The sequence below is a fragment of the Candidatus Pelagibacter sp. genome (genome assembly GCF_052049975.1).
Classification (GTDB): Bacteria; Pseudomonadota; Alphaproteobacteria; order Pelagibacterales; family Pelagibacteraceae; genus Pelagibacter.
The window spans coordinates 600,620-626,065 of sequence record NZ_JBNGYZ010000002.1 but is presented as its reverse complement, the minus strand read 5'-3'; the positions used below and the strand labels follow the sequence as shown (position 1 = coordinate 626,065).

Here is a 25,446-nt window from a genome sequence, read left to right as displayed (position 1 = left end):
ATATTCTTCTTATTGTTTTAAAATAGTTTTCTGAAAAATGAGTATCATCTGTATGAATAAAGTTTAAATTTACTGTATTTGATTGTTTTTCAAAAAATAGTATAGGAAATAAAGATATATTAAGCACATTTTTTCTTTTGATTAAATTTTTTGGTGTTATCAATTTACATATGATTGATGATATTGAAACTTTCATCAAAAATTTAAATATGTTTTTAAAATTTGAATTATTTTTTTTTTTAGTTTTATAATTTTGTAGTTTTAATATAATTTTTCTTTTATCAAAATTAGAATATAGATTTAGATATTTGTATTCATCAAAATATATAATAATTTTATCATATTTACTTAAATTAATTTCATTTTTAATTATTGCTAATAAAACTAATTTTTCAAAAGTTGAGTCTTTATCATTACGAAAATTACAAAATTCAAAAAAATTAAATTCTATAGGATTATCTCCAATTCTTTTTTTTATTTGATGATAAAGTTGAGTTGCAAATTTTTTTCTATAAAGAAAAAAATATTTTTTTATATAATTTTTTAATATTATTTCTTTGAAATTCGAATTGCATATAACTCTACCGTTACCTATGTTTATTAAATCAAAATTAGAAGTATCAATTTTTATATTCTTTAGAGTGTCCACTAATATTAATGTTCTATTAAACATTATTTAGTATAAATATTTACTTTTAGTTTTTTTTGTTGGATATAAGTTTTAATTTTATCAAGTAAATGATTGTTATACTTATTTTTAGAAAGTCCATAGATTTCAATTTTTGAAAAATTACTACTAATAAAAAAAGAAATTGCATGTACAAGAACTAAATTTAGATTAAATTCGCAATATTTTTTATTTATTGATAATTTTTTTCCAAAAAAAATATCGTAGTAAATAGTTTTTTTGTTTTTAAGCTTAATTTGATTTTTAGCATTTCTTGGTATGACTAGATAATTTTTAAAATTTTTTAAAAATTTGCTTTCAGTAATTAGTCTATATGGATTACATAAAAAAAGAAAATCCAAACTACCCATGTTTACATGGCTAGAATAATTTAAAAGAGCTGTGTAATAGTTATTATCTTTTTTTAAAATTAGTTTTTTAACATCTATAGAATTATTTAAAATTATTTTCACATTTTTTTTTAAAAAAACTAATTCTTTTTTATTATTCAAATTAAACAAATTTTTTTTATAAAAAAATTTATCAAAAATATTTAAATCATATTTAGAAGCTTTTTCATTTTTTAAAAAATTTAAAATATAATCAATTTGTTTATGATTAAATTTATTATCTTCAAGTAATCTTTGTATATAAGTTGGATGAATAAAGTTTTTTGCTGCAAATTTATAAAATTTATTTGTTCCCCATTGAAATTTTTGTTTTAGTGGTTTGAATTTATTTAATAAAAAGTTTTGTAATTTTTTTTTGTTAAAAAAATTTTTTTCGTATTTTAAATATTCCTCTAGTTTCAAATTACCAGCACCTCTGCCCATTCCCATCACAGATGTGTCTACAATTCCAAATTTACATTTCTTAGCAGCAAGTGCATTTTTTAATGCAGTGTTTATATTATCATGTGCATGAAAACCTAATTTATTTAAATCAAAACCATCTTTTATGAATTGTTGTTTAATTTTTTTAACAAAATCAGGAGTACAATTTCCATAACTATCAGCAATATAAAAATATTCAACTTTGTCTAAAGTTAACTGATTAAAAAATTTGTATATCTTGTCAGTATTATAGGTTGTTGCTTTCATTAAATTTACAGCAACTTTATACCCTAAAGCATGTAATTGTTTTATAATTTTGTTTAAAATATCAAGATCCTCATAATCTGACGCTATCCTAACTAAATTAATTTTTGTAAATTTTTGTTTTTTAAATAATTCTTTTATTTTTAAATCTTTCCTAAAATCTGAAAGATCAATCATTACCGAAATTTTAAATTTTTTGTTTTTAGTTAATTTTAATATTTGATTGTCACTAATTGAAAAAAAATCACCAAACTTTTTTTCAATATCTTTTTTTCTAAATCCAATTTCAACATAATCTATATTAAGTTCATCCATTAGATTTAAATATGATTTGACTAGTTTATGATTAAAAAACCATTTATTATAATAACCACCATCTCTTAATGTACAGTCTAATATTTTAGTAGTCATGAAAGAGCATTAACTATAATATTAATATTTGTAAATGAAAAAAATTATTATTGTTATTCCATGCAGATTAAAATCAAAAAGATTAAAAGAAAAATTAATTAGAAAAGTAAATGGAAAAGAGATTTTTTTGCATACGTATGAAAGATGTTGTTTGGCAATAAACAAAAAAAATATTTATATAGCAACTGATAGTTCACGAATAATCACATTGTGTAAGGAGAAAGGTATAAATGTAGTCAAAACATCTCAAAAAAAAATTACTGGTTCAGATAGAATAGAAGAGTTATCGAAAAAAATTAGAGCAGAAAATTATATAAATGTACAAGGTGATGAGCCTATAATTGATCCTAAAAATATTAAAAAAGTAATTCAATATACTAAAAAAGATAATTCAAAAGTGTACAACTGTTATACTGAAATAAACCAAAGTGAGGCTAAAAAAAAAAGTATCCCAAAAGTAATTTTGAACAATAATGAAGAATTGATTTATATGTCTAGATCAATTGTCCCATTTAATCACACTAACGCAAAAATTAAATATTTTAAACAAGTCTGTATATATTCATATCCAAGAAGAATATTAAATATCTTTAATAACAAAAAAACTAAAATAGAAAATAATGAGGATATTGAGATTTTGCGACTAATTGAAAACGGTATATCTGTTAAAATGATAAAAGTTAAAACTAATAGTTTTGCAATAGATACAATACAAGATTATAAAAAATTAAAAAAAATTTTAAAGTAAATTACAAATTCATTAATAGTTTTTCAAATTTTGTTTCAACCTTATCAAACTCAAACTTTTTAAGATTTTTATGCGCCCTATAAGCATATATATTATGTAATTTTTGATTATTTATAAAGTTTAATATTTTTTTTGCTAAATCTTTTGAATTTTTTTTCTCAAAAAGTATCCCTGTATGATTATTAATTATTATATCGCTAATACCCCCATCAGATTTTGAAGAGATCACAGGTAAACTATGATTGATAGCTTGAATTACAGCATTTGGAAAACTTTCATACAATGAAGTGCTTATAAATAAATTTGAAAACTTGAAGTATTTAGTCAAATTTTTTTTATAACTAAAAAAATTGAAATAATTTTCAAGTTTTAAAAATTTAATCTTTTTTTTGTATTTATAAACATCACTGGTACCAGACATAACAGAAACTATTATATTTTTTTTTCTCAACAATGAGATTGCTTCTATCAAAGTATCAAATGATTTTTCTTTTGAAAGTCTACCAATCCAAATAATCTTTGCACCTCTGATATTTTTTTTTTGGAAGGGTTTAATTTTATCAATACTTTTTGAATAGATAGTTTCAACTTTTCTTTTTATAAAGAAAGATAAATCAGAACTAGATTTCTTAGAATTAGTGATTACTTTATCTGAGTATCTATAAAAAATAAAAATTAAAAACTTCGTTATAAGATTTTTTAATTTTTTATGAATATTTCCATAATCATAGTTTAATTCTTGTATAGGTGTTCTTTCATATAATATAATTTTAAAATTATTTAGTGTACGAAAGAAAATAATACTTAAAACATTAGCATAATTTATATTTGATATTAAGATTGTCTTTTGATCCTTTTTTAAAAATTTTTTAATTTTTTCTCTAATCTTCAAAATTGAAAGTATTGTTCGGTTTGAGTTGATTTCTATTATTATGACTTTATTTCGAAATAGTTCTTTATAATAAAAACATTTACCCAGGCATATTAAAATACACCTATACTTTTTTTTTGATAGGAAAATCATCAACTTTGTTATTGATTGAGCAGCTCCACCCTGTGAAAAATTTGGTAAAAAGAAAATTAAAGTTTTTTTTTTCAAAGCAAAAAATATTTATTTTTAATATAATAATTATTATAATATAAAATCTACAATGAAAATCTTAATTTGGAGCCCTTCAATTTCCAATGATGTTGGGACAATAGGAACTGTTTTAAATACTACTAAGTCTTTAAAAAAATTTTCAAAAAATAAATATCAAATAACAATTTTAAACGTAGCAAAAGAATGGAATAAGTTTAGAAAATATATTTTTGAAAATCAAATTGATCTATTTGATTTAAATATAGGATTGAGTTTTGAATATTTACCTAAAGGCTCAAAAATAAAAAGTAGATTCACATACATAATGATTTCTATATTTTCATTTTTAAAATTACACAAATATATTTCAGAAAAAAAACCAGATTATCTTTTTATTCATCTTATTACTTTTACGCCTCTATTATTGATGAATATTTTTAATTATAAAACAAATTTTATATTAAGAATATCAGGATATCCAAAATTAAATTTATTTAGAAAATTTTTTTGGAAAATTTCAAATAAGAAGATTTATAAAATTTTTTGTCCAACTTATGAAACTAAAAAACAACTTATCAAACAACAAATTTTTGATGAAAAAAAAATATTTGTGATAAATGAGCCAATAATTGATTTAGGGAAAATTAGAAATTTAAAAAACAATTTTAACTTGACTGATTATACTAAAAATTATCAAAATTATGTCGTAACAATTGGTAGGCTCTCAAAACAAAAGAATCATAAATTTTTAATTAATTGTTTTGATAAAATCATTAAAACAAAACCAGATCTTAGATTGTTAATTTGTGGTGAAGGTGAAGAGAGAGAAAACTTAGAAAATCAAATAAAGAATTTAAATAGAAGAGACAATATTTTCCTTTTAGGCTTTCAAGACAATATTGAACCAATTTTAAAAAACTCTTTATTTTTTGTTTTGACTTCTGAATGGGAAGACCCAGGTTTTGTTTTAATAGAATCCATGTTTTTTAATACAATTGTTTTTTCTAGTAATTGTAAAAATGGCCCAATTTCACTAATTAAAGATTCACAAAATGGTTTTTTATACGAAAAAAACAATAGTGATAATTTTATTAATAAATTTAATTTAATATATGATCTTATTATTAATAAAAATAAATTAATAAACCAAATTAGATTCAATGCTAAACAAAAAACTAAATTATTTACTTTAAAATATCATTATAGTTTATTTGAAAAAATTTTAATAAAATAAAGTGCAAAAAAAATTAGTCAGTGTAATAGTACCATATTATAAGAAAAAATATTATTTTAAAAAAACTTTTTTATCTTTAAAAAGACAAACTTATAAAAATATTGAAGTTATTATTATTTATGATGATAAAGATCTTTCTGAGGTTAAGTTCATTAAAAAATTAATTTTACGCGATAAAAGATTCAAAATCATAATTAATAGAAAAAATTTAGGAGCAGGTTTGTCTCGAAATAAAGGTATTAGAAGTTCGAAAGGTGAATTTATAGCATTTTTAGATGCTGACGATGTTTGGAAAAAAAATAAACTTTCTACTCAAATAAAATTTATGAACAGCAAAAACATTGATTGCTCACATACATCTTATGAAATTATAAATAAACAAAGTGATATTATAGGTTTAAGAAAAGCAAGGCATTACTTTACCTTAAGTTCTTTATTAAAGTCCTGTGATATTGGTTTATCGACCGTAGTTATAAGATCAAATATAATCAAGAATAAATTTGAGTTTCCAGAGTTAAAAACAAAAGAAGATTTTGTCTTATGGTTAAACTTATTGAAAAAGAAAGTTAAAATTTATGGACTAAAAAAAAATTTATCTTTTTGGAGAAAAACAAATAATTCATTATCATCATCGGTATACCAGAAACTAAAAGATGCTTTTAGCGTTTATAATAAATATATGAGATTTGGAGTAATAAAATCAATTTTATATGTAATGTTATTGAGTGCTTATTTTTTAAAAAAAAATGTTTAATATAATCTTTTTAGTATTCTTAATTTTTTTTACAATATTACTAGTTTACTTAACTAAAAAAAAAAATTTTTTACTTAGTTATACAGGTGAATTTCACCAAACCTATGCTAGTAATGAAAAAATACCTTTGATAGGTGGCATAATTATTTGCATAAGTTTTTTCTTTCTTTTTTTTGATTATTCAACTTTATTTTTGTTTACTTTGATTTCCATTACTATTTTAGGAGTTATATCTGATATTAATTCTAATTTTTCACCAAGATTAAGATTAGTTATTCAGTCAATATTAATAATTTTATTTGTAACTTTTAGTGACATAAAAATAACAGATACAAGAATTTTATTTTTAGATCAATTGTTGTCAAATCCAATGATGAATTATTTTTTTGTAAGTTTTTGTTTATTAATTCTTGTAAACGGAACAAATTTTATTGATGGCTTAAATACAAATGTAATTGGTTATTATCTTATTATTTCTTTTTTTATGACATACTTTTCTATTTACGAAAATCTTGGATTAAACTATTTGAGTTGGAAATATTGGATAATATCACTATTAGTTGTTTACACTTTCAATTTTTTTAAAAGATTATTTTTAGGTGATAGTGGATCATTTATACTAGCATTTATATATGGTTTCTTTTTAATTAAATTTTATAATATATCAAAAACCACTTCACCATTCTTTATAATATTATTATTATGGTATCCTTGTTTTGAAATGTTATTTTCTATAATAAGAAAAAAAATTCAAAAAAAATCTCCTTTTAAACCCGACACAGATCACCTGCATCAATTAATTTTAGGATTTTTAAAGGGAAAAAAATTAATCATTAAAAAAAAATATTTAAATACTGTGGCAGGTACTATAATTAATTTCTATAATTTTTTTATTATTTTTTTAAGTTTCACACAACAAAATAATAGTATTTTTCAATTATCTTTAATAACTTTAAATATTATTATCTATTCATTAACATATATCTTCTTGTTTAGATCAAATAAAAAATAGAGTTTAGTTTCTTCTAAAAAGGTTCAAAATAAAGTTTTTTACTCCTAAAAGATTTAAAATTTTTCCAATAAATCTTCTTGTTATTCTCTTTAAGATTAATAATTTGCCATAAGTTTTGTATCTATTTTCTATTTTTAAAATTTCGTTTTTACACTGATTAAAATCTAAAATTATATCTGATTTTGATTCATCATAAGATAAAATAGATTGTATTTTTGAATTAATTTTTAAAATTTTTAGACCGTTTAAATTACAAAAATTATTAAATGAATTTAATGAAAAATGATAGCAATGAGCAATATGTAAATACTTTAAAATATCAGAATCATACATTGATACGATAGAATGAATTGAAGGTACCTCAACGTAAAGTAGAGTTCCTTGTTTAACAAATTTTTCTTTAATTTTTTTTATTTCATTTATTGGATTTTTAATGTGTTCTAATACGTGAGAAATAATAACTAAATCAAATTTTTTATCTAAATCATTGTCAATTTTATTTATTAGTTTTAGATTTTTAGATTTACCAAAATCAAGATGGTCTTGATCATAATCAATTCCAGTAACATCAAATCCCATTTTTTTGAAAAAGTAAAGAATACCTCCAGGACCACAACCAATTTCTAATATCTTTAAATCGTCTTTATGTTTTTTTAAATCTCTTATATGATTATATAAAAATTCATATTTATTAATTGCTAATTTATATTGTGACTTAAATCTTTCTTCTATGTTATCAAAATTAAAATATATTTTATTATAATATTTTGAATAAAATATTTTTAATAACTCATCATTAAAATATTCAGCTTGTTGTATATTGCCACAATTTTTACAAATACCAGTAGGATAATAAAACCCATATCTGTCTGTATTGGAAATAATTTCAAAATTATCTTGATTACAAATCAAACATGATAATTTCTCATAAACTGAATTGTTAAACTTTTTAATTTCAGTATTGAATTTATTTATAAAGTCTCTTTGATTTTGATTTAAATTTAGATATGATTTATTTTTATATTCAAATCTTTTATTAAGTATCATTATTTAATTTTTTAATTATGCTTAGTTGTATATTAATAAAATTAGATATAATAGATATACATAAAATGGAAAAAATAAATTTATCTGAATTTGGTTTTAATATTCTACAAATTGAAAGCACAGCAGCATGTAATATGGCATGTAGCTTTTGTCCATATCCTTTAAAAGAAGACAAGATTACAAAAATGAATATTGATGATATTAAATTAATAATCGACCAAATTAATCATGACGATAAAAATTTTAGATATGTTACTTTTTCCCAATTCAATGAACCTCTTTTAGATAACAGAATATTTGAATTAATTGAATATGTTCAATCTAAAGGACTAAAAGTTTTAATGATAACTAATGGATTATTGTTAAATAAAAAAAAGAACGTAGATGAATTGATTAGATTAAAACCAGAGTTAAAAATTTCATTACAGGTCATAGAAGATAATAAATTAGATGAAAGAGGTCTAAACTTGGAGATGGAAAATTATGCAAAAACAATTTTCGATTTTTGCATGAAAATAAAAGATACTGAACTTAAAACTACAATTGATATAGGAAATCAATATAACAATTCTTTATTTAAATATTATTTAAAAAAAATTCTTGGTATTTCAACAGGAGATCCATCAGTCCCGAAAAGCACAAATGAAACTTTGAATAAATTTAAGTTTTTTGTTGAAAAACTTAATCAATTGGACAAGAATTTTATCGATGACAAAACTTTGGATTTCTTAAGCAAACAAGATACTAGGGATATATTTGAATATGCTCCAAATGATCATAACAAAGAAAAAGGATTCAAGTTAGCTAATAATATTGAGTTAAAGCTTAAACATTTTTGGTATGGAAGAAAAATAAGTGATTTTTATCCAGCCTTTGACAGATCTTTTTCATGTCATAATCCAATACTAGGAATTCAAGCTGATGGAAATGTTGTGCCTTGTTGTTTGGCATATGACAATAGTATTTCTCAAGGAAATATTAAGCAAAAAAATTTAAAAGATATTTTAGAAAATAATGATTTCTTAAAAAATTTAAGATCAAAAAGTGGATCAAAGCATATAACGTGTAGAAAGTGCATGGGTGAAAAGACGAGAAGAGGAGTATTATTTCAGTTTTTAAGAAGAAAAATGAAAAATTTATTTTCTTAGTTTTTTAAATTTGTTGTAATTTCTAATATAATCATTTTTAAAATATTCAGTATCTGTAAGAACTAATAATGAGTCATCATCTTTTTCAAAATAAATTTCTGTCCAAGTTTTTTCTGGGATCAATAAACTTTGTTTTTTCTTTTTATCTAATACGAATTCTTTTTTTTTATTTACCAATACTTTTATTTTTCCATTAAGTGGGACATATATTTGTTTTGATTTTATATGTGCGTGTTTGCTTCTTACAAATTTTTTTTTTCCAAAAATAATAAAAATTCTTTTTATTCTGAATGGTAATTCTTTTTTAAATGAAATTGGTAACAATAAGCCTGAGTCATCTTTAAAAATATTAAATTTTAGTAATTTGACTTGCATAATTAAAATAATTATAAACTTATAGTGAAAATTAAATTCGTCAACTTAAACAAAACACTTATTAAAAGAAAAAAAATTTATTCAACATTCGATAATTTGATCAAAAAAAATCAAATAATGGGAGGTAAATTTTTAGAAAATTTTGAAAAAAAAATTTCAAGCTACTTTAAAATCAAACATTGTATTTCAGTAGCTAATGGAACTGACGCACTTGAAATAGCAATAGAATCTTTAAATTTAAAAAAAAACTCAGAAATAATTGTGCCAGCAAATACATGGATTTCAGCAGCCTCAGCGGTTATTCGTCAAAATTATAATTTAATTTTTTGTGATATTGATCTTGATGATTACAATATGAATATAGAAGATTTAAAAAAAAAAATTACAAAAAATACATCTGCTATAATAATTGTTCATCTATATGGAAAAGCTGCAAAAATTAAAGAGATATCAAAACTTGCAAAAAAAAAAGGTATTAAAATTATTGAAGATTGTGCTCAATCAACAGGAACAACGATAAAAAAAAAACACGTAGGAACTTTTGGTGAAATTGGCACAGTAAGTTTTTATCCAACTAAAAATTTAGGAGCTTTTGGAGATGGGGGGTGTATTCTAACAAATAGTGATAAATTAAATTATATGTGCAGAAGAATTAAAAATCATGGAAGTATAGTGAGACATGATCATGAGTTAATTGGAAGAAATTCAAGGTTAGATAATTTTCAAGCTGTGGCAATTTTAGAGAAATTTAAATATTTAAATTTACATATAAAAAAGAAAAATTTTTTAGCAAAAATCTACTTGAAAAATCTTTTTTCTCAAAAAAATAATATTTTACTTCCAAATATTAAAAAAGACGAGGTCCACTCCTTTCATCAATTTGTAGTTTATTGCAAACATAGAAATAAATTAAAAAAATATTTAAAAAATAAAGGTGTAGAAACTTTAATCCACTATCCAAGAATGCTTTCAGATTTGAAAATTTTTGATAAAAATAAAAGTTCCTCATCAATTAAAATCGCAAAAAATTTAGGAGATAAAATATTAAGTTTGCCAATTTCTCATGAGCATACAAGAGAAGAAATACGTTATGTATGTAGTAAAATAAATGAGTTTTATAATAAAAAGATTTTTAAGAAAAAAATAATTTAATCATTTTAATCAATATCTTAAAGCCATCTTTAAATGCGTTTACTTTTTTTTTCCCTCCTATTCGGGGTCTTTCATAAGATGGAAATGATTTTAATATGAATTTTTCTCGATTTGCTTTAATAGGAAGCTCAACACAAAATCCAAAATCTCTTTGGATCAAGTTTAAAGATTTTGCTTTTTCAGTATTTCCTAAAACATAAGTATACAAAATATCCGATATATTTAATGAAAAAAAAAGATTACCTAAAAATGTAAATATCTTATTTCCTACAAAAGTAATCACAGTATCATCTTTACTGCCAGAATTTTTCATATACCTAGAACCAAAAACAAAATCAATATCTCTATAGTTTGCTAAGTTATACATACCCATTAATTCGGAGGGATCAAAAGAACCATCTGCATTAAAAATACAAAAATATTTAGTTGATACCTTATGAATTCCTTTAATTAAAGCATCTCCATATCCCACATTGTCTTGATAACAAATACTACAATTAAAATTTTGAATTGAATTAATTGTTTCTTCATCTGTTTTTTCTAATATTATAATAGTTTTTAAATTATATTTTTTAAGTTCCATTAAAACAGTTGGCAGTGACTCTTTTTCAAATTTTGCGGGTATAATTAAAGTTAAGTTTTCCATAAAAATTTATTTTAAATAGCTTTAAATAATACACGGATATATGATATATTATGAAATTAAAGAAGATTATTAAATCCATTGAAATTTCATATGTATTAATTATAAAATTATTTAACCTAATTAGCTAATTTATCTTAAATGTTTGTAGATTTAATAATCCTTTTTTTATTTTATTTTGTAATATTATTTTCAATTCTTGGATATGGTTTAACTTTCCAAAATTATTTTTTTAAATATTATAATATAAACTTAGGTATAATAGGGCTTATTGGAATTTTTATTTTAATCATATATTCATATGTATCGCATTATTTTATTTCACATAATTATTGGCATAATTCAATAATACTAATTATTGGATTGATATTATTCTTAGTTTTTTTTCAAAAAATTCAAAAAGAAAAACTATTTTTATTTTCTTCAATATTTTTAATTCTTTTTATTTCTCTTATAATTTTTAAAACACACGATGATTTTCCATATTATCATTTTCCTTACACTTATTATTTATCACAGGAACCATTGATTGTAGGTATTGGAAGTTTTAACCATGGTTTTAGAACACACTCTTCAATATTTTATTTAAATTCATTATATTATCTACCAATAATTAAATATTTTTCTTTTTATATTCCCACTGTAATAATAATGGGTCTTAGCAATTATATTTTGCTTAACAAAATTATTTTTCAATTAAAAAATAAAAAGATTGATTTTATATGTTTTTATTGTCTTTTATTTCTAATTTTCTTTAATATTTTTTTTTATAGAATCCAAGAACATGGAACTGATAGATCAGCTCAAATTTTAATTTCAATATTAATTTTATACATTTTAAATTTTATCGAATTTAAAAAACATCATCAAAAATATATTGGATATATTTTGATTTTGTTAGGTTTAATTGTTTCGTTAAAGGCATTTTATATAATTTATTTAATTTTAGTTGTTCCTTTAATATGGATTCTTTTAAAAGAAAATAAATTATATTTAATACTATTTACTTTAAAACATAAAATTTTCTTTTATTTCTTAGCTTTAATTATATTGATTATTTCAATTTATTTTTTGAATACTGGTTGCTTGTTATATCCATTAGTCTTGACGTGTTTTGATAATTTAAATTGGTCCATTGGATCACACGAAACAATGTTAATGAATAATCATTATCAATTATGGTCTAAAGCTGGAAAAGCGCCTAATTTTCAGGTCGAAAACCCTGAGATATACCTAAAAAATTTTAACTGGATCCCCAATTGGATTGATTCTTATTTTTTTAACAAAGTATCTGATTTTATTTTTGGTATTTTATTTTTAGTAATTTTAGTAACATGTTTTTTTTATAAAAATACTAAAAATTTAAATTTTTATAATAGAAAAATATATTTATATGTAAAGTTTATATATGTAACTTTCATAATAATATTTTTTGAATGGTTTTTAAACCACCCTTCATTAAGATACGGAGGGTATATTTTATTTACAATCATTTTATTTTTACCATTTTCTCTTTTGCTAGAACGATACAAAGATAAAATAGCAAATATTAAGAAAAAAATTATCATATTAATCAGTTTTACAATAATAATATTTTTTTCTAGAAATATTGATAGGATTAATAAAGAAATAATTAAGTATAGTTATAACCCACTGAAAAATCCTTATTATTTAATTAATGATAATCATTTTAGAGTACAAAAAAATTTTGATAAATTGATTACAAATTTTAAAAATTGTAATTTAGAATTAAAACAATGCGATAATAAAATATTAAAACAAGTAAAAGAAATATTTCCAAATAGATATTTATTCGTCAATGATTAAGTTTATTATATTATACATATTAAAGTTGTTTGATAATCATCAAAAAAATAAAATATTTAAATTTTTAAAAAATAAAGGATATTGTTCATTTAATATATTTTTTGACATTGGTGCTCACAGAGGTGAAACAATAGATAGTTTCACAAAAATTTTTAAGATTAAAAAAATTTACTCTTTTGAGGCAAGTGAGATAAATTTTGAATTTTTAAAAAAAAATGTGCAAGATTTAAACAAAAAAAATGTAGAAATTTTTTTAAATAAAAAAGCATTAGGAAAAGAAAAGTCGAAAATTTTAATCAAACATTTAAAAGAAAGCTCATCATCTACAATTAATGATATAAACACTAGTTCTAAATATTTTAAAAAAAAATCATTATTATTATTTAGAAATAAAACCAAAGATTTTTTTGTAGAAAAAGAAGTAGAACAAATAACATTGGATTATTTCATTCAAGAAAATAAGATTTCAAAAATTGATTTTTTAAAGATTGATACAGAAGGCTATGAATTTAATGTTTTATTAGGTCTACAAAATGAATTTAAAAAGGTTTCAATGATTATGTTTGAACATCATTACGATAATATGATAATCAAAAATTATAATTTTAGAGATATTAATCAGCTTTTAAAACAAAATAATTTTTATCAAATTTATAAATATAAAATGCCTTTTAGAAAAACTTTTGAATATATTTATGCTCAAAAATAACAATATTAATTCCTCAGTTATAATTGCTAATTACAACAATTCTAAATATTTAACTGATTGTTTTAATTCTATTTTAAATCAAACATACAAAAATATTGAAATAATATTTATTGATGATGGCTCAACAGATAATTCATTAGAGGTTTTTAAAAAATATCAACATCAAATTAAACAAGTAAAAAAAAATAGACCCAAAACTGGCATACCTTCATTTGATCAAACTTTAAGTTATTTTGAATGTATTAAGAATTCATCTGGGGATATAATTCATTTCTGTGATAGTGACGATTTTTTTGTTGAAAATAAGATCGAGATTATTACTGAAGAATTTAGTAAAAATAAAAATTATAGTTTAATATTTGATTTACCTATTTTAAAATTTGAAAATAATTCTATTTTCACTAAAAAAAAAAAAAAATTTTTTAAAAATCATTGGCCATATTTTCCACCTACAAGTTGTATTTCTATTAAAAAAGATAAATTAATTGATTTTTTTGGTTTTATATCAAATCAAGATTACCCGGATATTTGGCTAGATTTTAGATTGGGAATTTTGTCTCAATATATTTTTCGAGAATATAATGTTTTAGAAAAAAATTTAACATTTTATAGACAAATTAATTCTAGCATTTCTTCAAAGTTTAATTATTTATCTAAAAATTGGTGGTTAAGAAGAAAACAAGCTCATGATTACGTCAAATATTTCCTTCATAAAAATAATTTAAAATATAAAAAAAATTTTGATTTTTATTTAACAAAAATATTTTATGAAATATTAAAATGAGGATAAAACTTTTATTAATTGGAAGCAAAAGCTTTATAGCTTTAAATTTGGAAAAGATATTAAAAAAAAAATTTGATATAAAAATAATATCTTTTGAAAAATTTGTCAGGATGAATGAAAATAAGTTATCCAAAATAGATTATATTATTAATTGCTCTATTCATAAAGATTATTTTAAAAAAAAATATTTAACTAATAATGATTTAGATTTAAAAATTGCAAAGAAAATAAAAAAATTTGATACAAAATTTATTTTTTTAAGTACTAGAAAAGTCTATAACTTAGATGATAATATTAAAGAAACTTCTAAAAAAACCCCAAAATGTAATTATTCTAAGAATAAATTGATTTCTGAAGGGAAATTGTATGAAATATTGAGATATAAATTATTAATTTTGAGAATTTCTAACATCATAGGACATTATCAGAAAAAAAATAATAGAAGAATTCATAATACTTTTGTAAATCAATTTTTTAAGGATGTGAAAAAAAATATAGTTTATGATAACAAAAAATTATATAGAGATTTTATTTCAATTAATCAATTTTCTGAGATTATTAAAGTATTTATAAAAAATAATTCACATGGAATTTATAATGTGTCAATGGGAAAAAAAGTTTATCTGAAGAAAATAATTCAGTGGTTAAATTTTTATAATAAAAAAAAAATTACCCAAAAAAAATTACCGATTACAATAAATAAATCACAGAATTTCTATTTAAATAATAGAAAATTGTTAAAAGAAACTAAATTAAAATTAAGCTTAACTAAATTAGAAAAAGATTGTAAAAATATCAGTAAATTGTTTTTTAAATCATGAAAAAGAAAGTCGCTTTAATTTTTGGAATTACAGGTCAAGATGGGTCTTATTTAGCAGAGTTTTTGCTTAATAAAGGATACATAGTAAATGGGGTTAAACGAAGATCTTCAAGTATTAATACATTCAGAGTAGACCATATTTATCAAGATCCACATGAAAAAAATTATAAATTTAGACTTCATTATGGAGATATAACCGATTCTTCATCAGTTTCTAATTTAGTAAAAAAAACTCAACCTGATGAAATATATAACTTAGCTGCACAATCTCATGTGGCTGTTTCCTTTGAGGTTCCTGAATACACAGCAAATGCTGATGCATTAGGTGCATTAAGAATATTAGAAGCAATAAAATTTCACAAACTAGAAAAAAAAACAAAATTTTATCAAGCAGGCACATCTGAAATGTATGGAAAAGTTCAAAAAATTCCTCAAGATGAAAAAACTAATTTTTACCCATTAAGTCCATATGGTGTTGCAAAATTATATGCTCATTGGATTACAAAGAATTATAGAGAAGCATATGGGATTTTTGCGTGTAATGGGATTTTATTTAATCATGAAAGTCCAAGACGAGGAGAAACTTTTGTAACAAAAAAAATTATTTCAGCTTTATGTAAAATTAAAAAAGGAAAACAAAAAAAATTATTCCTTGGTAATTTAAATGCTAAAAGAGATTGGGGTCATGCTAAAGATTATTGTGAGGCTATGTGGAAAATGATGCAACAAAAGAAACCAGATGACTATGTTATAGCAACAGGCAAACAATACTCTATTAAACAATTCATCAATTTAACAGTAAAACAATTAAATTTAAAAATATATTGGAAAGGGAAAGGAATTAATGAAAAGGCTTACGATAATAAAGGATACCCTATTATAGAGTGTGATAAAAATTATCTAAGACCTCTAGATGTAAATACACTTTTAGGTAATTCAAAAAAAGCTCGGAAAAAACTTAAATGGAAACCCAAAGTTAATATTAATTCACTTATTAGTGAAATGATTAAATTAGAAAATGATCTTTTAGATGCAACTAAACAAATTAAGTAGAATTTTTTTAGCTGGTCATAGAGGAATGGTAGGTTCATCAATTCTTAGAACTTTTAGAAAGAAAGGTTATAAAAATATTTTCTTTAAAAATAGTAAATCACTAGATTTAAAAGATCAGAAAAAAACTTATAAATATTTAAAAAAAATAAAACCTGAATTTGTAATAATTGCTGCTGCAAAGGTTGGAGGAATTTTAGCAAATAATAATTACAAAGCTCAATTTATATATGAAAATTTAATGATACAATCTAATTTGATACATTCTTCATATCTGGTCGGAGTCAAAAAACTTATTTTTTTAGGATCAAGTTGCATTTACCCAAAACACTCGAAACAACCTATTTCTGAAAAATATCTTTTAACAGGTAAATTAGAAAAAACAAACGAAGCTTATGCTATTGCTAAAATTGCAGGCATCAAAATGTGTGAAGCGTATAATCAACAATACAATACAAATTATATTTGTCTTATGCCAACAAATTTATATGGACCTAATGATAATTATGATTTAAAAAATTCCCACTTTTTTCCAGCATTGATTAAAAAAATTTTTATAGCTAAGTCAAAAAAAAAAAAATCCATAACTCTATGGGGTGATGGTACGCCAATGAGAGAGCTTATGTATGTTGATGATTTAGCTGATGCATGTGAATTTTTTTTAAAAAAAAAAACAAATTCTACATTAATAAATATTGGTAGCGGGATTGAAAAAACAATTTTAGAGTATACCAACTTTTTGCTTAAAAATATTGGTATTAACTTGAAAATTAATTTTGATAAAAAAAAACCAAATGGCACCCCAAGAAAAAAATTAAATTGTTACCTAGCAAAAAAATATGGCTGGAAGCCAAAAACAAATCTAATTGATGGATTAAAGATAACTTATGAAGATTTTTTAAAAAATGAAAGATTTAAATAAATTATGAAAAAAATTATTATTGTGACAGGTGGGTGTGGTTTTGTGGGTAGTAATTTAATTAGATACATATTAAAAGAAACTAATTATAAAATCATCAGTTTAGATGATTATTCATCTGGAACAAAAAAAAATCATATTAAAGACAATAGAGTAAAATATTTAAATGGTCACACTAAAGATATTAACAAAATACTAAAAAAATATAAAACAAGCATAAATGTTATTTTTCATTTTGGAGAATTTTCAAGAATTTATCAAAGTTTTTTACAAATGAATAATTGTATTCAGTCTAACACAATAGGCTCTAATGCAGTTTTTAATTTTTGTTTGGAAAATAAGATTAAATTGATTTATTCTGCAACTTCAGCATCATTAGGAAATAATGGACAAGATAAAAATTTATCTCCTTATGCTTTTACAAAAACAAAAAATCTAGAGTTATTAGAAAATTTAAAAAAATGGTTTAATTTTAAATATGAAGTTATTTTTTTTTATAATGTATATGGGCCCGGACAAATAATGAAAGGTAAAATGTCTACTGTCATAGGGATTTTTGAAGATCAATATATGAATAATAAACCCTTGACAGTTGTAAAGCCTGGAAATCAATCCAGAAGGTTTACTCACATAGAAGATACAATTAAAATATGCTTTAAAGCCTGGAAAGAAAATAAGTGTAAATTTTATAGCATTTCAAATAAAGAGAGCTTTACTATTTTACAAGTCGCCAAAATGTTTGATAAAAAAATTAGACTTTTGCCTCCAAGAAAAGGGGAGCGCTATGCTTCAGCTTTAACAAATCTTAGCTTATCCAACAAAATACACAGAAATTACGGAAAAATAAGTCTAAGAGACTATATCCAAAATTTTAAGAGAAACATTGACTAAATTAATTTAAATTTTCATTTACTTTAAATAATTATAATGTATAAAACTTTGGCCGGTGGTTATTGCGAAAGAGCCATACCCGATCCCATACCGAACTCGGAAGTCAAGCCTTTCTGCGCCGATGGTACTTTGTCTTAAGATACGGGAGAGTAGGACGTCGCCGGCTTTTTAAAATTGTTTATGAAAATTAAAAGTTCACTTAAATCAGTAAAAAAAAGAGATTTAAACTCAAAACTTGTAAGACGAAGAGGCCGGGTTTACATAATTAATAAAACAAATCCCAAATTCAAAGCAAGACAAAAATAATCTGTGGATAATCTAAATCATAAAGAGACCTGGAATAATTTCACTAAGTTTGTAACTTGGGGCACGGCTGCAGTAATCTTAGTTTTGGTTTTATTGGCAATATTTTTGTTATAAAATCTAGATCATGAAAATTGGTTCAATTAGAGAAGATCAAAATCTTGAAAGAAGAATAGCAATTACACCTGAAATAGCAAAAAAGTTTATTAGTAACGGTTTTGAGATTAATCTTCAAAAAAATTATGCCACACATTTAGGTCTTGAGGACCAAGTCTATGAAGATTTAGATGTTAATTTTTTTGAGGATGAGAAAATGATAATTGAAAACTCAAACATATTAACTCAGTTAAGTTTACCATCAATGTCTATAATGAAAAATGTTAAACAAAATAAATCAATTGTAGGAGTATTAAATCCATATCAAAACAAAGAAAACTTAGAAAAATTATCAAAAAATAAGATAAACTGTTTTTCTTTAGAACTTTTACCGAGAATAACTCGTGCACAATCTATGGATGTTCTTTCATCACAAGCAAATTTAGCAGGTTACAAAGCTGTAGTAGAATCTTTCGCTAGTTTTGAGAAAGCTATTCCAATGATGATGACTGCGGCAGGCACTGTCCCTGCTGCAAAAGTCTTAATAGTTGGCGCAGGTGTTGCCGGTCTCCAAGCAATTGCAACAGCAAAAAGAATGGGAGCAATTGTATTTGCAACAGATGTAAGGATGGCATCAAAAGAACAAGTGGAAAGTTTAGGAGGAAAATTTTTAACTGTCGATGGATCTGAAAATTTAGAGACAGAAGGAGGTTATGCTAAAGAAGCATCAGAAGATTTTAAAAAAAAACAAGAGGAACTTCTCAGCGAAACATTAAAAAAAATTGATATTGTTGTTTGTACAGCATTAATACCAGGAAAAAAAGCTCCAGTCATATTGAAAGAAGATATGCTAAATAATATGCAATCTGGTTCAATAATTTATGATTTAGCAGCTGCGCAAGGAGGGAATACTTCAGCAACTAAAGTTGATGAAGTAGTTGTCAGAAAAGGAGTTAAAATTATGGGTGATAAAAATATACTTAATAAATTACCAGTTTCAGCCTCTAATCTTTATTCTAAAAATGTTTATAATTTTGTACTAAATCTGTATGATAAAGATGTTAAACAAATCAAGATAAATCTTGAGGATGAAATAATTGAAAAAACACTTATTAAATAAACATGGAAATAGATCCTTTTATATTTAGATTTAGCATTTTTATCTTGTCGATCTTCGTTGGTTATTATGTAGTTTGGAGTGTTACTCCATCATTACATACACCTTTAATGTCCGTTACAAATGCTATTTCTTCGGTTATAATCGTTGGAGCAATAATCGCAGCATTAGCTGGTGAGGATAATAAAATATTTAGCACTTCGAGTTTTTTTGGATTATTGGCAATAACTTTAGCAGCAATAAATATATTTGGTGGTTTTTTAGTCACCCAGAGAATGCTGGCAATGTATAAAAAGAAAAAGAAATAGAATTAATTTTATGTCAGCAAATTTATCTGCATCTTTTTATTTAGTTTCAGGAGTGCTTTTTATTTTAGCATTAAGAGGACTTTCCTCACCAGAAACTTCAAGACAAGGAAACTTTTTTGGGATAATTGGAATGGTCATTGCTATTACAGTAACTTTTCTTTCTATTGGTAACTTTTCTTCAAGTTTTATTTATGTAATTATCTTTATGCTAATAGGTGGAGCTATTGGCGCATATATTGCTTATAAAATACCGATGACCGCTATGCCTGAATTAGTAGCAGGTTTTCATAGTTTAGTAGGGTTAGCAGCTGTATTAGTAGCAATTTCAGCATTTATAAACCCTGAGGCTTTTAATTTAGGAACGCCAGGAAATATTAAACTTGCAAGTTTAATCGAAATGTCCATTGGTGCCGCGGTTGGTGCGGTCACTTTTTCTGGCTCGATAATTGCTTTTTTAAAATTACAAGGAATAATGTCGGGCGCTCCAATCACATTTAAAGGTCAACATGCAATTAATGCATTAATATTGTTTTCTATAATAATTTTAACTTATTTTCTTTGTGCAACTCAGTCATCGAGTTTATTCTGGATTTTAATAGGCATTTCTTTTTTAATTGGTTTTTTGTTAATTATACCTATTGGTGGTGCGGATATGCCAGTAGTTATTTCTATGCTTAATTCTTATTCAGGTTGGGCTGCAGCGGGTATTGGATTTACTTTAGAAAATTCTGCTTTAATTATAACGGGAGCTCTGGTCGGATCGTCTGGTGCTATTCTTTCATATATCATGTGTAAAGGCATGAATAGATCATTTTTAAGTGTAATTCTAGGAGGATTTGGTGCTACAGAACAAACCAATTCGAATCAAAATAAAGAGCAAAAACCAGTTAAAAGTGGAAATGCAGAAGATGCGGCTTTTTTAATGAAAAATGCGTCATCAGTTATAATCGTTCCTGGATATGGTATGGCAGTTGCTCAAGCCCAACATGCTCTAAGAGAAATGGTAGATACTTTGAAGAAAAATGGTATCAAAGTTTCATATGCTATTCACCCAGTTGCTGGGAGAATGCCAGGCCATATGAATGTGTTATTGGCTGAAGCTAACGTTCCATATGACGAAGTTTTTGAATTAGAGGAGATAAATAATGATTTTGCTAATGCAGATGTAGCTTTCGTTATTGGTGCAAATGATGTCACAAATCCTGTAGCAAAAACTGATCCTCAAAGTCCAATTTATGGAATGCCTGTATTGGATGTGGAAAAATGTAAATCAGTTTTATTTGTTAAAAGAAGTTTATCCCCAGGGTATGCAGGAATTGATAACGATTTGTTCTATAAAGAAAATACACTTATGCTGTTTGCTGACGCAAAAAAAATGACAGAAGATATAACCAAAAATTTATAATTTTAATGAGAACAAAAATTTATTGTGATATTGCAGATATTAATCAAATAAATAAATTTAACAAAAAAAAAATTGTTAAAGGTTTTACAACCAATCCAAGTTTGATGCGAAAAGCAGGAGCTAAGAATTACACAAAGTATTCAAAACAAATACTTAAAATATGTAAAAAACCAATTTCTTTCGAAGTGTTTGGTGATGATTATAAAATAATGAAAAAACAAGCACTAATTATAAATTCTTGGGGTAAAAATGTATTTGTAAAAATACCAGTCATTAATTCTAAAGGCATATTTATGGGTAAACTGATAAAAGAATTAAACGCTATGAATATAAAATTGAATATTACAGCTGTATATAATTATTCTCAAACAATAAAAATTTTAAAAAATTTAAATAAAAAATCAAAAGTAATTATATCAATTTTTGGTGGTCGGGCTGCAGATACTGGTAAAGATCCAGTTCCTGAATTTAAAAAAAGCATATTAGCCTCAAGAAAATTTAAAAATGTTCAAATATTATGGGCTAGTGTGAGAGAACCATACAATTATATTCAAGCAAAACAACTAGGATGTCATTTAATTACAATACCTCCAGCCATTATAGAGAAAATTGAAAATTTTGGAAAATCTTTTGAACAATTGACTAAAGAGACAGTCTTAGGTTTTTTGAAAGATAGTAAAAAATCTAGATTCAAGATTTAAATTTACGATTAAAACTAAGCATTAATGCGTAATTAAACCAAAAAATCCCCCCATAATATGTAGAAAATATACTTCCAGATGGCAATAAAGGAAACAGACTAGTAAATAAAAATATGATTGTCGATAACTGGATTGGGTCTCTATTTTTAATATAATTTTTAAGAGAAAAATAGATCGAAAACAAAATTAAAATAAAAAACGACAAGTATCCAATTAAACCAGTTTCTGATAGTAATTCCAAATGTATTTGATGAGGATGAGTTGCTTGTCGGATATCATTTTTTTTATATTCTGTATTTTCATAAATTTCTTTTTTACTTTCATCTCTAAAATTTTTCATACCTACTCCAAACAATTTATGATTTTTAAAAATTTGAAATGCAGTATTTTGATGCGCACCATATTGTGATTTTTTAAAATATTTCTCAATGCCATTTAAAGTATAGATAGATTTTAATTGACTATAATATCTAATCTTTAAATTATCATTTACACTTATTGTAAAAATTATAATTATCATAATAACTAATATTGATATTAACTTTTTAAAAAAATTAATTTTTAAAAGAAGAAATAAAATTAAAAAAATCGAAATAAACATTCTTAAAAAATTGGCTCTTTCACCAATCATAAAACTTATAAGTATTATAAGAATTCCTATTATTAAGATAAGGTGTTGTGGATATTTTTTATTAAGTAAATAACCAATAAATATTAAACCAAAAAAATGATAAAAGGATCCTACAATTAATTCATCACCAAAGAAACTTGCAATCCTGCCTGGATATTCTGAGACAAATCCAATTGAGTTAAAACCAAAAATTAATTCAAATATTATATCTAAAGTTACAATCAGAAAAATTATTGACCAAAATTTAATTATTTTTTCTAATACGTGTGTATTTAAAAAATTAAATTTTTGAAGTTCAATTATTACAAAAATAATCAAAATAAATTTAAGGAATCTTGGAAGTGAATTATTGATATTACTGCTGAAAATTAAATTTAAAAACAAGCATGCCAAAAAAAATGACAAAAAATAAAAAATATTAGAATCATATAATTTTTTATTATCACTAATGTTGATTATAGAGATGGCTGTTATACTAATATAAAAAAAATTAATTAATAAATTTCCTAAAATTAAAAAAATTGGAAAAAAAGATATTAGTAAAATTATTGCTTTATCCCGTTCGTATAAATTTGAAATTTTGATTTTAGGCATTTTTGGTTGCGGGGGACGGATTTGAACCGCCGACCTTCAGGTTATGAGCCTGACGAGCTACCAGACTGCTCCACCCCGCGGTGTTTAAATTCTGTTCTTGAGTTTGTTTAATTTTTTTACTCTTTTGATATTTTCTTGCAAAATTCTTTTCTTTTTTTCAGAAGGTTTTTCATAGGTATTTTTAAGCTTAATGATCTTAAAAAAACCGTCACGTTGGAGTTTTCTTTTTAAAACTCTTAACGCTTGTTCCACATTATTATCTTTGACTTCTATTTTAATAACTACCTCCCAAAAAAATGTTTGTTATCATTTTTAAATTTATATGTCTATTAATTTTCTCCATTAATTAGAGTTTGTTTTCTGTTGTTTTTCTTTTAATTTTTTTTCTCTTTTTATTCTTCTTTCAGCTTTTTCAATAGCATCTAACAAATCTTTTTGAGTAAAAAGATTTAGTGCTACAGGATCTTTCGGATTTAGATTGTTATAATTCCAGTAACTTTTATTTCTAATAGAAGTAACAGAGTTTTTAGTAACTCCAACTAACTTGGCTATTTGAGAATCTTTTAATATGTTATGTTGTTTTATTAACCATAACGCAGAGTCAGGTTTATCTTGTCTTTTTGAAAGAGGAATATATTTCTTTATTTTTTTCTCATCATTCGATATTTCTATATCAACTCCTTTTAACTGAAGAGGTCTATTTTCATCTTTTGAAGATAAATCAATTTCTTCTCTAGAAAGTTGACCAGAAATTATGGGATTATAACCTTTAATTCCTTTTGCAACTTCACCATCTGCAATACCCTGAACTTCAACTTCATGTAAATCACAAAAATTTGCAATCTGTTTAAAAGTTAAAGATGTATTTTCTACTAACCAAACAGCTGTAGCCATTGGCATTAGAGGAGCATTTGACATTTAGCTTTTCTTTTCTGAATTAAAATTTTGAAATTTTTTATTAAATTTACTTATTCTACCTTTATCCATCAACTTTTGTTTTCCACCTGTCCAAGCTGCATGAGATTTAGGGTCAATTTCTAATTTAAGGACTTCACCTGCTTTCCCCCAAGTTGATTTGGTTTCAAACTGTGTACCGTCGGTCATTTCAACTTTAATAGAGTGATAGTCTGGATGTATGTTTTTTTTCATAGCGGCTTTATAGCAAAAGAAATTTCTAAAACAATTAAAAATTAATTAATTTTTCCCTAAATATCGCATTTATTTCAGAGTTTGAGGCTATAATGTTAATATCTTTGGTATTTGAAACATCTATTTCGTTTATTAAGCCACCAGCTTCTTTTAATATAACTATACCTGCAGCTATATCCCATAAATTAAGTTTTTTTTGAAAATAACCATCGTACCTTCCAGCAGCAACATATGCTAAATCAAGTGCAGCACTTCCTGTTTTCCTAAATAAAAAATCGTAATTATTATCTATTTTTCCTCCCGTTACAAACAAACACTCAGAAATATTATTTTTTTTTGAAACTCTTATTCTTTGGTTATTAAAGAATGCACCATTATTTTTTTCTGCGTAAAACATTTCATCTTTTATTGGATCAAAAATTATACCAGCTATTATTTCATTATTATCTTTTAGAGCTATTGAAATAGCAAAATGAGGGATACCATGTAGAAAATTAATTGTTCCGTCTATTGGGTCAATTATCCATGTTTTATTATCTTTATTATTTTCTCTTCCTTTTTCTTCACTCAAGATTGAATAATTCGGTTTAGCCCTTTTTAACTCTTCAATTATAATTTTTTCTGCTTTTAAGTCTGCGTTTGTAACAAAATCAGACGGGCCTTTATTAGCGACTTGTAACTTTTCAACTTCACCAAAATCTCTTATTAAAACTTTAGAAGCCTTTTCACTTGCTTTAATCATTATGTTAAGATGAGGCGAAATCGATTGCATT

The 25,446-nt window shown here is 23.6% G+C and carries 30 protein-coding genes, 1 tRNA gene and 1 rRNA gene; 20 read left to right on the top strand and 12 right to left on the bottom strand.

Annotated elements, in window-relative coordinates:
* The coding region (locus ACTT9U_RS07085) for a hypothetical protein (RefSeq protein WP_440932458.1) at positions 1-673 on the bottom strand (673 nt) is incomplete at its 3' end.
* Positions 673-2,175, bottom strand: a complete 1,503-nt coding sequence (locus ACTT9U_RS07080; RefSeq protein ID WP_440932457.1) for a hypothetical protein — start codon at positions 2,173-2,175, stop codon at positions 673-675. The genes ACTT9U_RS07085 and ACTT9U_RS07080, both read right to left, overlap by 1 nt.
* A gap of 34 nt (positions 2,176-2,209) precedes the next feature.
* On the opposite strand from ACTT9U_RS07080, the gene kdsB reads away from it, so the two are divergent.
* Positions 2,210-2,923 carry a 3-deoxy-manno-octulosonate cytidylyltransferase gene (gene kdsB / locus ACTT9U_RS07075; RefSeq protein ID WP_440932456.1) on the top strand — a complete coding sequence of 238 codons (714 nt, stop codon included), beginning with the start codon at positions 2,210-2,212 and terminating at the stop codon, positions 2,921-2,923.
* A 1-nt stretch (position 2,924) separates the two neighbouring features.
* On the opposite strand, the gene ACTT9U_RS07070 is transcribed toward kdsB, so the two are convergent.
* Positions 2,925-4,022 (bottom strand): glycosyltransferase family 4 protein, encoded by a 1,098-nt coding sequence (locus ACTT9U_RS07070; protein WP_440932455.1) that lies wholly within the window; start codon positions 4,020-4,022, stop codon positions 2,925-2,927.
* 52 nt (positions 4,023-4,074) lie between these two features.
* On the opposite strand from ACTT9U_RS07070, the gene ACTT9U_RS07065 reads away from it, so the two are divergent.
* The 3 genes from ACTT9U_RS07065 to ACTT9U_RS07055 are packed head-to-tail and all read left to right on the top strand — an operon-like array spanning position 4,075 to position 7,004.
* On the top strand, positions 4,075-5,238 hold the full coding sequence (locus ACTT9U_RS07065; RefSeq protein ID WP_440932454.1) for a glycosyltransferase: 1,164 nt from the start codon (positions 4,075-4,077) through the stop codon (positions 5,236-5,238).
* A gap of 1 nt (position 5,239) precedes the next feature.
* Positions 5,240-5,992 (top strand): glycosyltransferase family 2 protein, encoded by a 753-nt coding sequence (locus tag ACTT9U_RS07060; RefSeq protein ID WP_440932453.1) that lies wholly within the window; start codon positions 5,240-5,242, stop codon positions 5,990-5,992.
* Positions 5,985-7,004, top strand: a complete 1,020-nt coding sequence (locus ACTT9U_RS07055) for a hypothetical protein (RefSeq protein ID WP_440932452.1) — start codon at positions 5,985-5,987, stop codon at positions 7,002-7,004. Before ACTT9U_RS07060 ends, ACTT9U_RS07055 begins: the two co-directional genes overlap by 8 nt.
* Before the next feature lie 3 nt (positions 7,005-7,007).
* On the opposite strand, the gene ACTT9U_RS07050 is transcribed toward ACTT9U_RS07055, so the two are convergent.
* Complete coding sequence (locus ACTT9U_RS07050; RefSeq protein ID WP_440932451.1) at positions 7,008-8,051, bottom strand: class I SAM-dependent methyltransferase; 1,044 nt, start codon at positions 8,049-8,051, stop codon at positions 7,008-7,010.
* A gap of 65 nt (positions 8,052-8,116) precedes the next feature.
* On the opposite strand from ACTT9U_RS07050, the gene ACTT9U_RS07045 reads away from it, so the two are divergent.
* Complete coding sequence (locus ACTT9U_RS07045; protein ID WP_440932450.1) at positions 8,117-9,199, top strand: radical SAM/SPASM domain-containing protein; 1,083 nt, start codon at positions 8,117-8,119, stop codon at positions 9,197-9,199.
* Here ACTT9U_RS07045 and ACTT9U_RS07040 read toward each other — a convergent pair.
* Positions 9,188-9,574 (bottom strand): sugar 3,4-ketoisomerase, encoded by a 387-nt coding sequence (locus tag ACTT9U_RS07040; RefSeq protein WP_440932449.1) that lies wholly within the window; start codon positions 9,572-9,574, stop codon positions 9,188-9,190. The genes ACTT9U_RS07045 and ACTT9U_RS07040 overlap by 12 nt on opposite strands.
* A gap of 24 nt (positions 9,575-9,598) precedes the next feature.
* Here ACTT9U_RS07040 and ACTT9U_RS07035 point away from each other — a divergent pair, with 24 nt between their 5' ends.
* Positions 9,599-10,726, top strand: a complete 1,128-nt coding sequence (locus ACTT9U_RS07035) for a DegT/DnrJ/EryC1/StrS family aminotransferase (RefSeq protein WP_440932448.1) — start codon at positions 9,599-9,601, stop codon at positions 10,724-10,726.
* On the opposite strand, the gene ACTT9U_RS07030 is transcribed toward ACTT9U_RS07035, so the two are convergent.
* Entirely contained in the window at positions 10,707-11,372 is a 666-nt protein-coding gene (locus ACTT9U_RS07030) for a glycosyltransferase (protein ID WP_440932447.1), read from the bottom strand. The genes ACTT9U_RS07035 and ACTT9U_RS07030 overlap by 20 nt on opposite strands.
* Positions 11,373-11,510: 138 nt before the next feature.
* Between ACTT9U_RS07030 and ACTT9U_RS07025 the strand changes: the two genes are divergently transcribed.
* From ACTT9U_RS07025 to ACTT9U_RS06960, 14 genes are all read left to right on the top strand, one after another.
* A complete protein-coding gene (locus tag ACTT9U_RS07025; protein WP_440932446.1) occupies positions 11,511-13,196 on the top strand; it encodes a hypothetical protein in 1,686 nt (561 codons plus the stop codon).
* Entirely contained in the window at positions 13,189-13,905 is a 717-nt protein-coding gene (locus ACTT9U_RS07020) for an FkbM family methyltransferase (RefSeq protein ID WP_440932445.1), read from the top strand. Before ACTT9U_RS07025 ends, ACTT9U_RS07020 begins: the two co-directional genes overlap by 8 nt.
* Positions 13,892-14,689 carry a glycosyltransferase gene (locus ACTT9U_RS07015; RefSeq protein ID WP_440932444.1) on the top strand — a complete coding sequence of 266 codons (798 nt, stop codon included), beginning with the start codon at positions 13,892-13,894 and terminating at the stop codon, positions 14,687-14,689. The genes ACTT9U_RS07020 and ACTT9U_RS07015 overlap by 14 nt, the downstream gene beginning before the upstream one ends.
* Positions 14,686-15,510, top strand: a complete 825-nt coding sequence (locus ACTT9U_RS07010; RefSeq protein WP_440932443.1) for an NAD-dependent epimerase/dehydratase family protein — start codon at positions 14,686-14,688, stop codon at positions 15,508-15,510. Before ACTT9U_RS07015 ends, ACTT9U_RS07010 begins: the two co-directional genes overlap by 4 nt.
* The gene (gene gmd, locus ACTT9U_RS07005; RefSeq protein ID WP_440932442.1) at positions 15,507-16,562 is read left to right on the top strand and encodes a GDP-mannose 4,6-dehydratase; all 1,056 of its coding nucleotides are present in this window, start codon (positions 15,507-15,509) and stop codon (positions 16,560-16,562) included. Before ACTT9U_RS07010 ends, gmd begins: the two co-directional genes overlap by 4 nt.
* Positions 16,540-17,481, top strand: coding sequence for a GDP-L-fucose synthase family protein (locus tag ACTT9U_RS07000; protein ID WP_440932441.1), 942 nt, complete (start codon positions 16,540-16,542; stop codon positions 17,479-17,481). The genes gmd and ACTT9U_RS07000 overlap by 23 nt, the downstream gene beginning before the upstream one ends.
* A gap of 3 nt (positions 17,482-17,484) precedes the next feature.
* Entirely contained in the window at positions 17,485-18,369 is an 885-nt protein-coding gene (locus ACTT9U_RS06995) for an NAD-dependent epimerase/dehydratase family protein (RefSeq protein ID WP_440932440.1), read from the top strand.
* Between the two features lie 51 nt (positions 18,370-18,420).
* Positions 18,421-18,535 (top strand): 5S ribosomal RNA (gene rrf, locus ACTT9U_RS06990).
* Positions 18,536-18,549: 14 nt separating this feature from the next.
* On the top strand, positions 18,550-18,675 hold the full coding sequence (gene ykgO / locus ACTT9U_RS06985) for a type B 50S ribosomal protein L36 (protein ID WP_440932439.1): 126 nt from the start codon (positions 18,550-18,552) through the stop codon (positions 18,673-18,675).
* A 3-nt stretch (positions 18,676-18,678) separates the two neighbouring features.
* A complete protein-coding gene (locus ACTT9U_RS06980) occupies positions 18,679-18,789 on the top strand; it encodes an aa3-type cytochrome c oxidase subunit IV (RefSeq protein WP_440932438.1) in 111 nt (36 codons plus the stop codon).
* A gap of 10 nt (positions 18,790-18,799) precedes the next feature.
* Positions 18,800-19,888: an NAD(P) transhydrogenase subunit alpha gene (locus ACTT9U_RS06975; protein WP_440932437.1), complete on the top strand. Its 1,089-nt coding sequence runs from the start codon at positions 18,800-18,802 to the stop codon at positions 19,886-19,888.
* Between the two features lie 2 nt (positions 19,889-19,890).
* Positions 19,891-20,193 (top strand): proton-translocating transhydrogenase family protein, encoded by a 303-nt coding sequence (locus ACTT9U_RS06970; protein ID WP_440932436.1) that lies wholly within the window; start codon positions 19,891-19,893, stop codon positions 20,191-20,193.
* A 10-nt stretch (positions 20,194-20,203) separates the two neighbouring features.
* Positions 20,204-21,598: an NAD(P)(+) transhydrogenase (Re/Si-specific) subunit beta gene (locus tag ACTT9U_RS06965; protein ID WP_440932435.1), complete on the top strand. Its 1,395-nt coding sequence runs from the start codon at positions 20,204-20,206 to the stop codon at positions 21,596-21,598.
* Between the two features lie 5 nt (positions 21,599-21,603).
* On the top strand, positions 21,604-22,299 hold the full coding sequence (locus tag ACTT9U_RS06960; protein WP_440932434.1) for a transaldolase family protein: 696 nt from the start codon (positions 21,604-21,606) through the stop codon (positions 22,297-22,299).
* Here the strand turns inward: ACTT9U_RS06960 and ACTT9U_RS06955 are convergent.
* The 6 genes from ACTT9U_RS06955 to ACTT9U_RS06930 form a co-directional block, all read right to left on the bottom strand.
* Positions 22,289-23,248 (bottom strand): O-antigen ligase family protein, encoded by a 960-nt coding sequence (locus ACTT9U_RS06955; protein WP_440932433.1) that lies wholly within the window; start codon positions 23,246-23,248, stop codon positions 22,289-22,291. The two genes, ACTT9U_RS06960 and ACTT9U_RS06955, sit on opposite strands and share 11 nt — an antisense overlap.
* 279 nt (positions 23,249-23,527) lie before the next feature.
* Positions 23,528-23,604, bottom strand: a tRNA-Met gene (locus ACTT9U_RS06950).
* Between the two features lie 4 nt (positions 23,605-23,608).
* Complete coding sequence (gene rpsU / locus ACTT9U_RS06945; protein ID WP_075521090.1) at positions 23,609-23,803, bottom strand: 30S ribosomal protein S21; 195 nt, start codon at positions 23,801-23,803, stop codon at positions 23,609-23,611.
* A gap of 63 nt (positions 23,804-23,866) precedes the next feature.
* Complete coding sequence (locus tag ACTT9U_RS06940; RefSeq protein WP_440932432.1) at positions 23,867-24,442, bottom strand: cell cycle transcriptional regulator TrcR; 576 nt, start codon at positions 24,440-24,442, stop codon at positions 23,867-23,869.
* Positions 24,443-24,673: a 50S ribosomal protein L31 gene (gene rpmE, locus ACTT9U_RS06935; RefSeq protein WP_440932431.1), complete on the bottom strand. Its 231-nt coding sequence runs from the start codon at positions 24,671-24,673 to the stop codon at positions 24,443-24,445.
* A 34-nt stretch (positions 24,674-24,707) separates the two neighbouring features.
* Complete coding sequence (locus ACTT9U_RS06930; RefSeq protein ID WP_440932430.1) at positions 24,708-25,445, bottom strand: inositol monophosphatase family protein; 738 nt, start codon at positions 25,443-25,445, stop codon at positions 24,708-24,710.
* Position 25,446 lies beyond the last annotated feature (1 nt).

Bases quoted from the DNA above. Each gene is read 5' to 3' on its own strand.
- ACTT9U_RS07080 (WP_440932457.1), bottom strand. From the start codon at position 2,175: ATGACTACTAAAATATTAGACTGTACATTAAGAGATGGTGGTTATTAT.
- kdsB (WP_440932456.1), top strand. From the start codon at position 2,210: ATGAAAAAAATTATTATTGTTATTCCATGCAGATTAAAATCAAAAAGA.
- ACTT9U_RS07065 (WP_440932454.1), top strand. From the start codon at position 4,075: ATGAAAATCTTAATTTGGAGCCCTTCAATTTCCAATGATGTTGGGACA.
- ACTT9U_RS07055 (WP_440932452.1), top strand. From the start codon at position 5,985: ATGTTTAATATAATCTTTTTAGTATTCTTAATTTTTTTTACAATATTA.
- ACTT9U_RS07050 (WP_440932451.1), bottom strand. From the start codon at position 8,051: ATGATACTTAATAAAAGATTTGAATATAAAAATAAATCATATCTAAAT.
- ACTT9U_RS07045 (WP_440932450.1), top strand. From the start codon at position 8,117: ATGGAAAAAATAAATTTATCTGAATTTGGTTTTAATATTCTACAAATT.
- ACTT9U_RS07040 (WP_440932449.1), bottom strand. From the start codon at position 9,574: ATGCAAGTCAAATTACTAAAATTTAATATTTTTAAAGATGACTCAGGC.
- ACTT9U_RS07030 (WP_440932447.1), bottom strand. From the start codon at position 11,372: ATGGAAAACTTAACTTTAATTATACCCGCAAAATTTGAAAAAGAGTCA.
- ACTT9U_RS07025 (WP_440932446.1), top strand. From the start codon at position 11,511: ATGTTTGTAGATTTAATAATCCTTTTTTTATTTTATTTTGTAATATTA.
- ACTT9U_RS07020 (WP_440932445.1), top strand. From the start codon at position 13,189: ATGATTAAGTTTATTATATTATACATATTAAAGTTGTTTGATAATCAT.
- ACTT9U_RS07015 (WP_440932444.1), top strand. From the start codon at position 13,892: ATGCTCAAAAATAACAATATTAATTCCTCAGTTATAATTGCTAATTAC.
- ACTT9U_RS07010 (WP_440932443.1), top strand. From the start codon at position 14,686: ATGAGGATAAAACTTTTATTAATTGGAAGCAAAAGCTTTATAGCTTTA.
- gmd (WP_440932442.1), top strand. From the start codon at position 15,507: ATGAAAAAGAAAGTCGCTTTAATTTTTGGAATTACAGGTCAAGATGGG.
- ACTT9U_RS07000 (WP_440932441.1), top strand. From the start codon at position 16,540: ATGCAACTAAACAAATTAAGTAGAATTTTTTTAGCTGGTCATAGAGGA.
- ACTT9U_RS06995 (WP_440932440.1), top strand. From the start codon at position 17,485: ATGAAAAAAATTATTATTGTGACAGGTGGGTGTGGTTTTGTGGGTAGT.
- ykgO (WP_440932439.1), top strand. From the start codon at position 18,550: ATGAAAATTAAAAGTTCACTTAAATCAGTAAAAAAAAGAGATTTAAAC.
- ACTT9U_RS06975 (WP_440932437.1), top strand. From the start codon at position 18,800: ATGAAAATTGGTTCAATTAGAGAAGATCAAAATCTTGAAAGAAGAATA.
- ACTT9U_RS06970 (WP_440932436.1), top strand. From the start codon at position 19,891: ATGGAAATAGATCCTTTTATATTTAGATTTAGCATTTTTATCTTGTCG.
- ACTT9U_RS06965 (WP_440932435.1), top strand. From the start codon at position 20,204: ATGTCAGCAAATTTATCTGCATCTTTTTATTTAGTTTCAGGAGTGCTT.
- ACTT9U_RS06960 (WP_440932434.1), top strand. From the start codon at position 21,604: ATGAGAACAAAAATTTATTGTGATATTGCAGATATTAATCAAATAAAT.
- ACTT9U_RS06940 (WP_440932432.1), bottom strand. From the start codon at position 24,442: ATGTCAAATGCTCCTCTAATGCCAATGGCTACAGCTGTTTGGTTAGTA.
- rpmE (WP_440932431.1), bottom strand. From the start codon at position 24,673: ATGAAAAAAAACATACATCCAGACTATCACTCTATTAAAGTTGAAATG.
- ACTT9U_RS06930 (WP_440932430.1), bottom strand. From the start codon at position 25,445: ATGCAATCGATTTCGCCTCATCTTAACATAATGATTAAAGCAAGTGAA.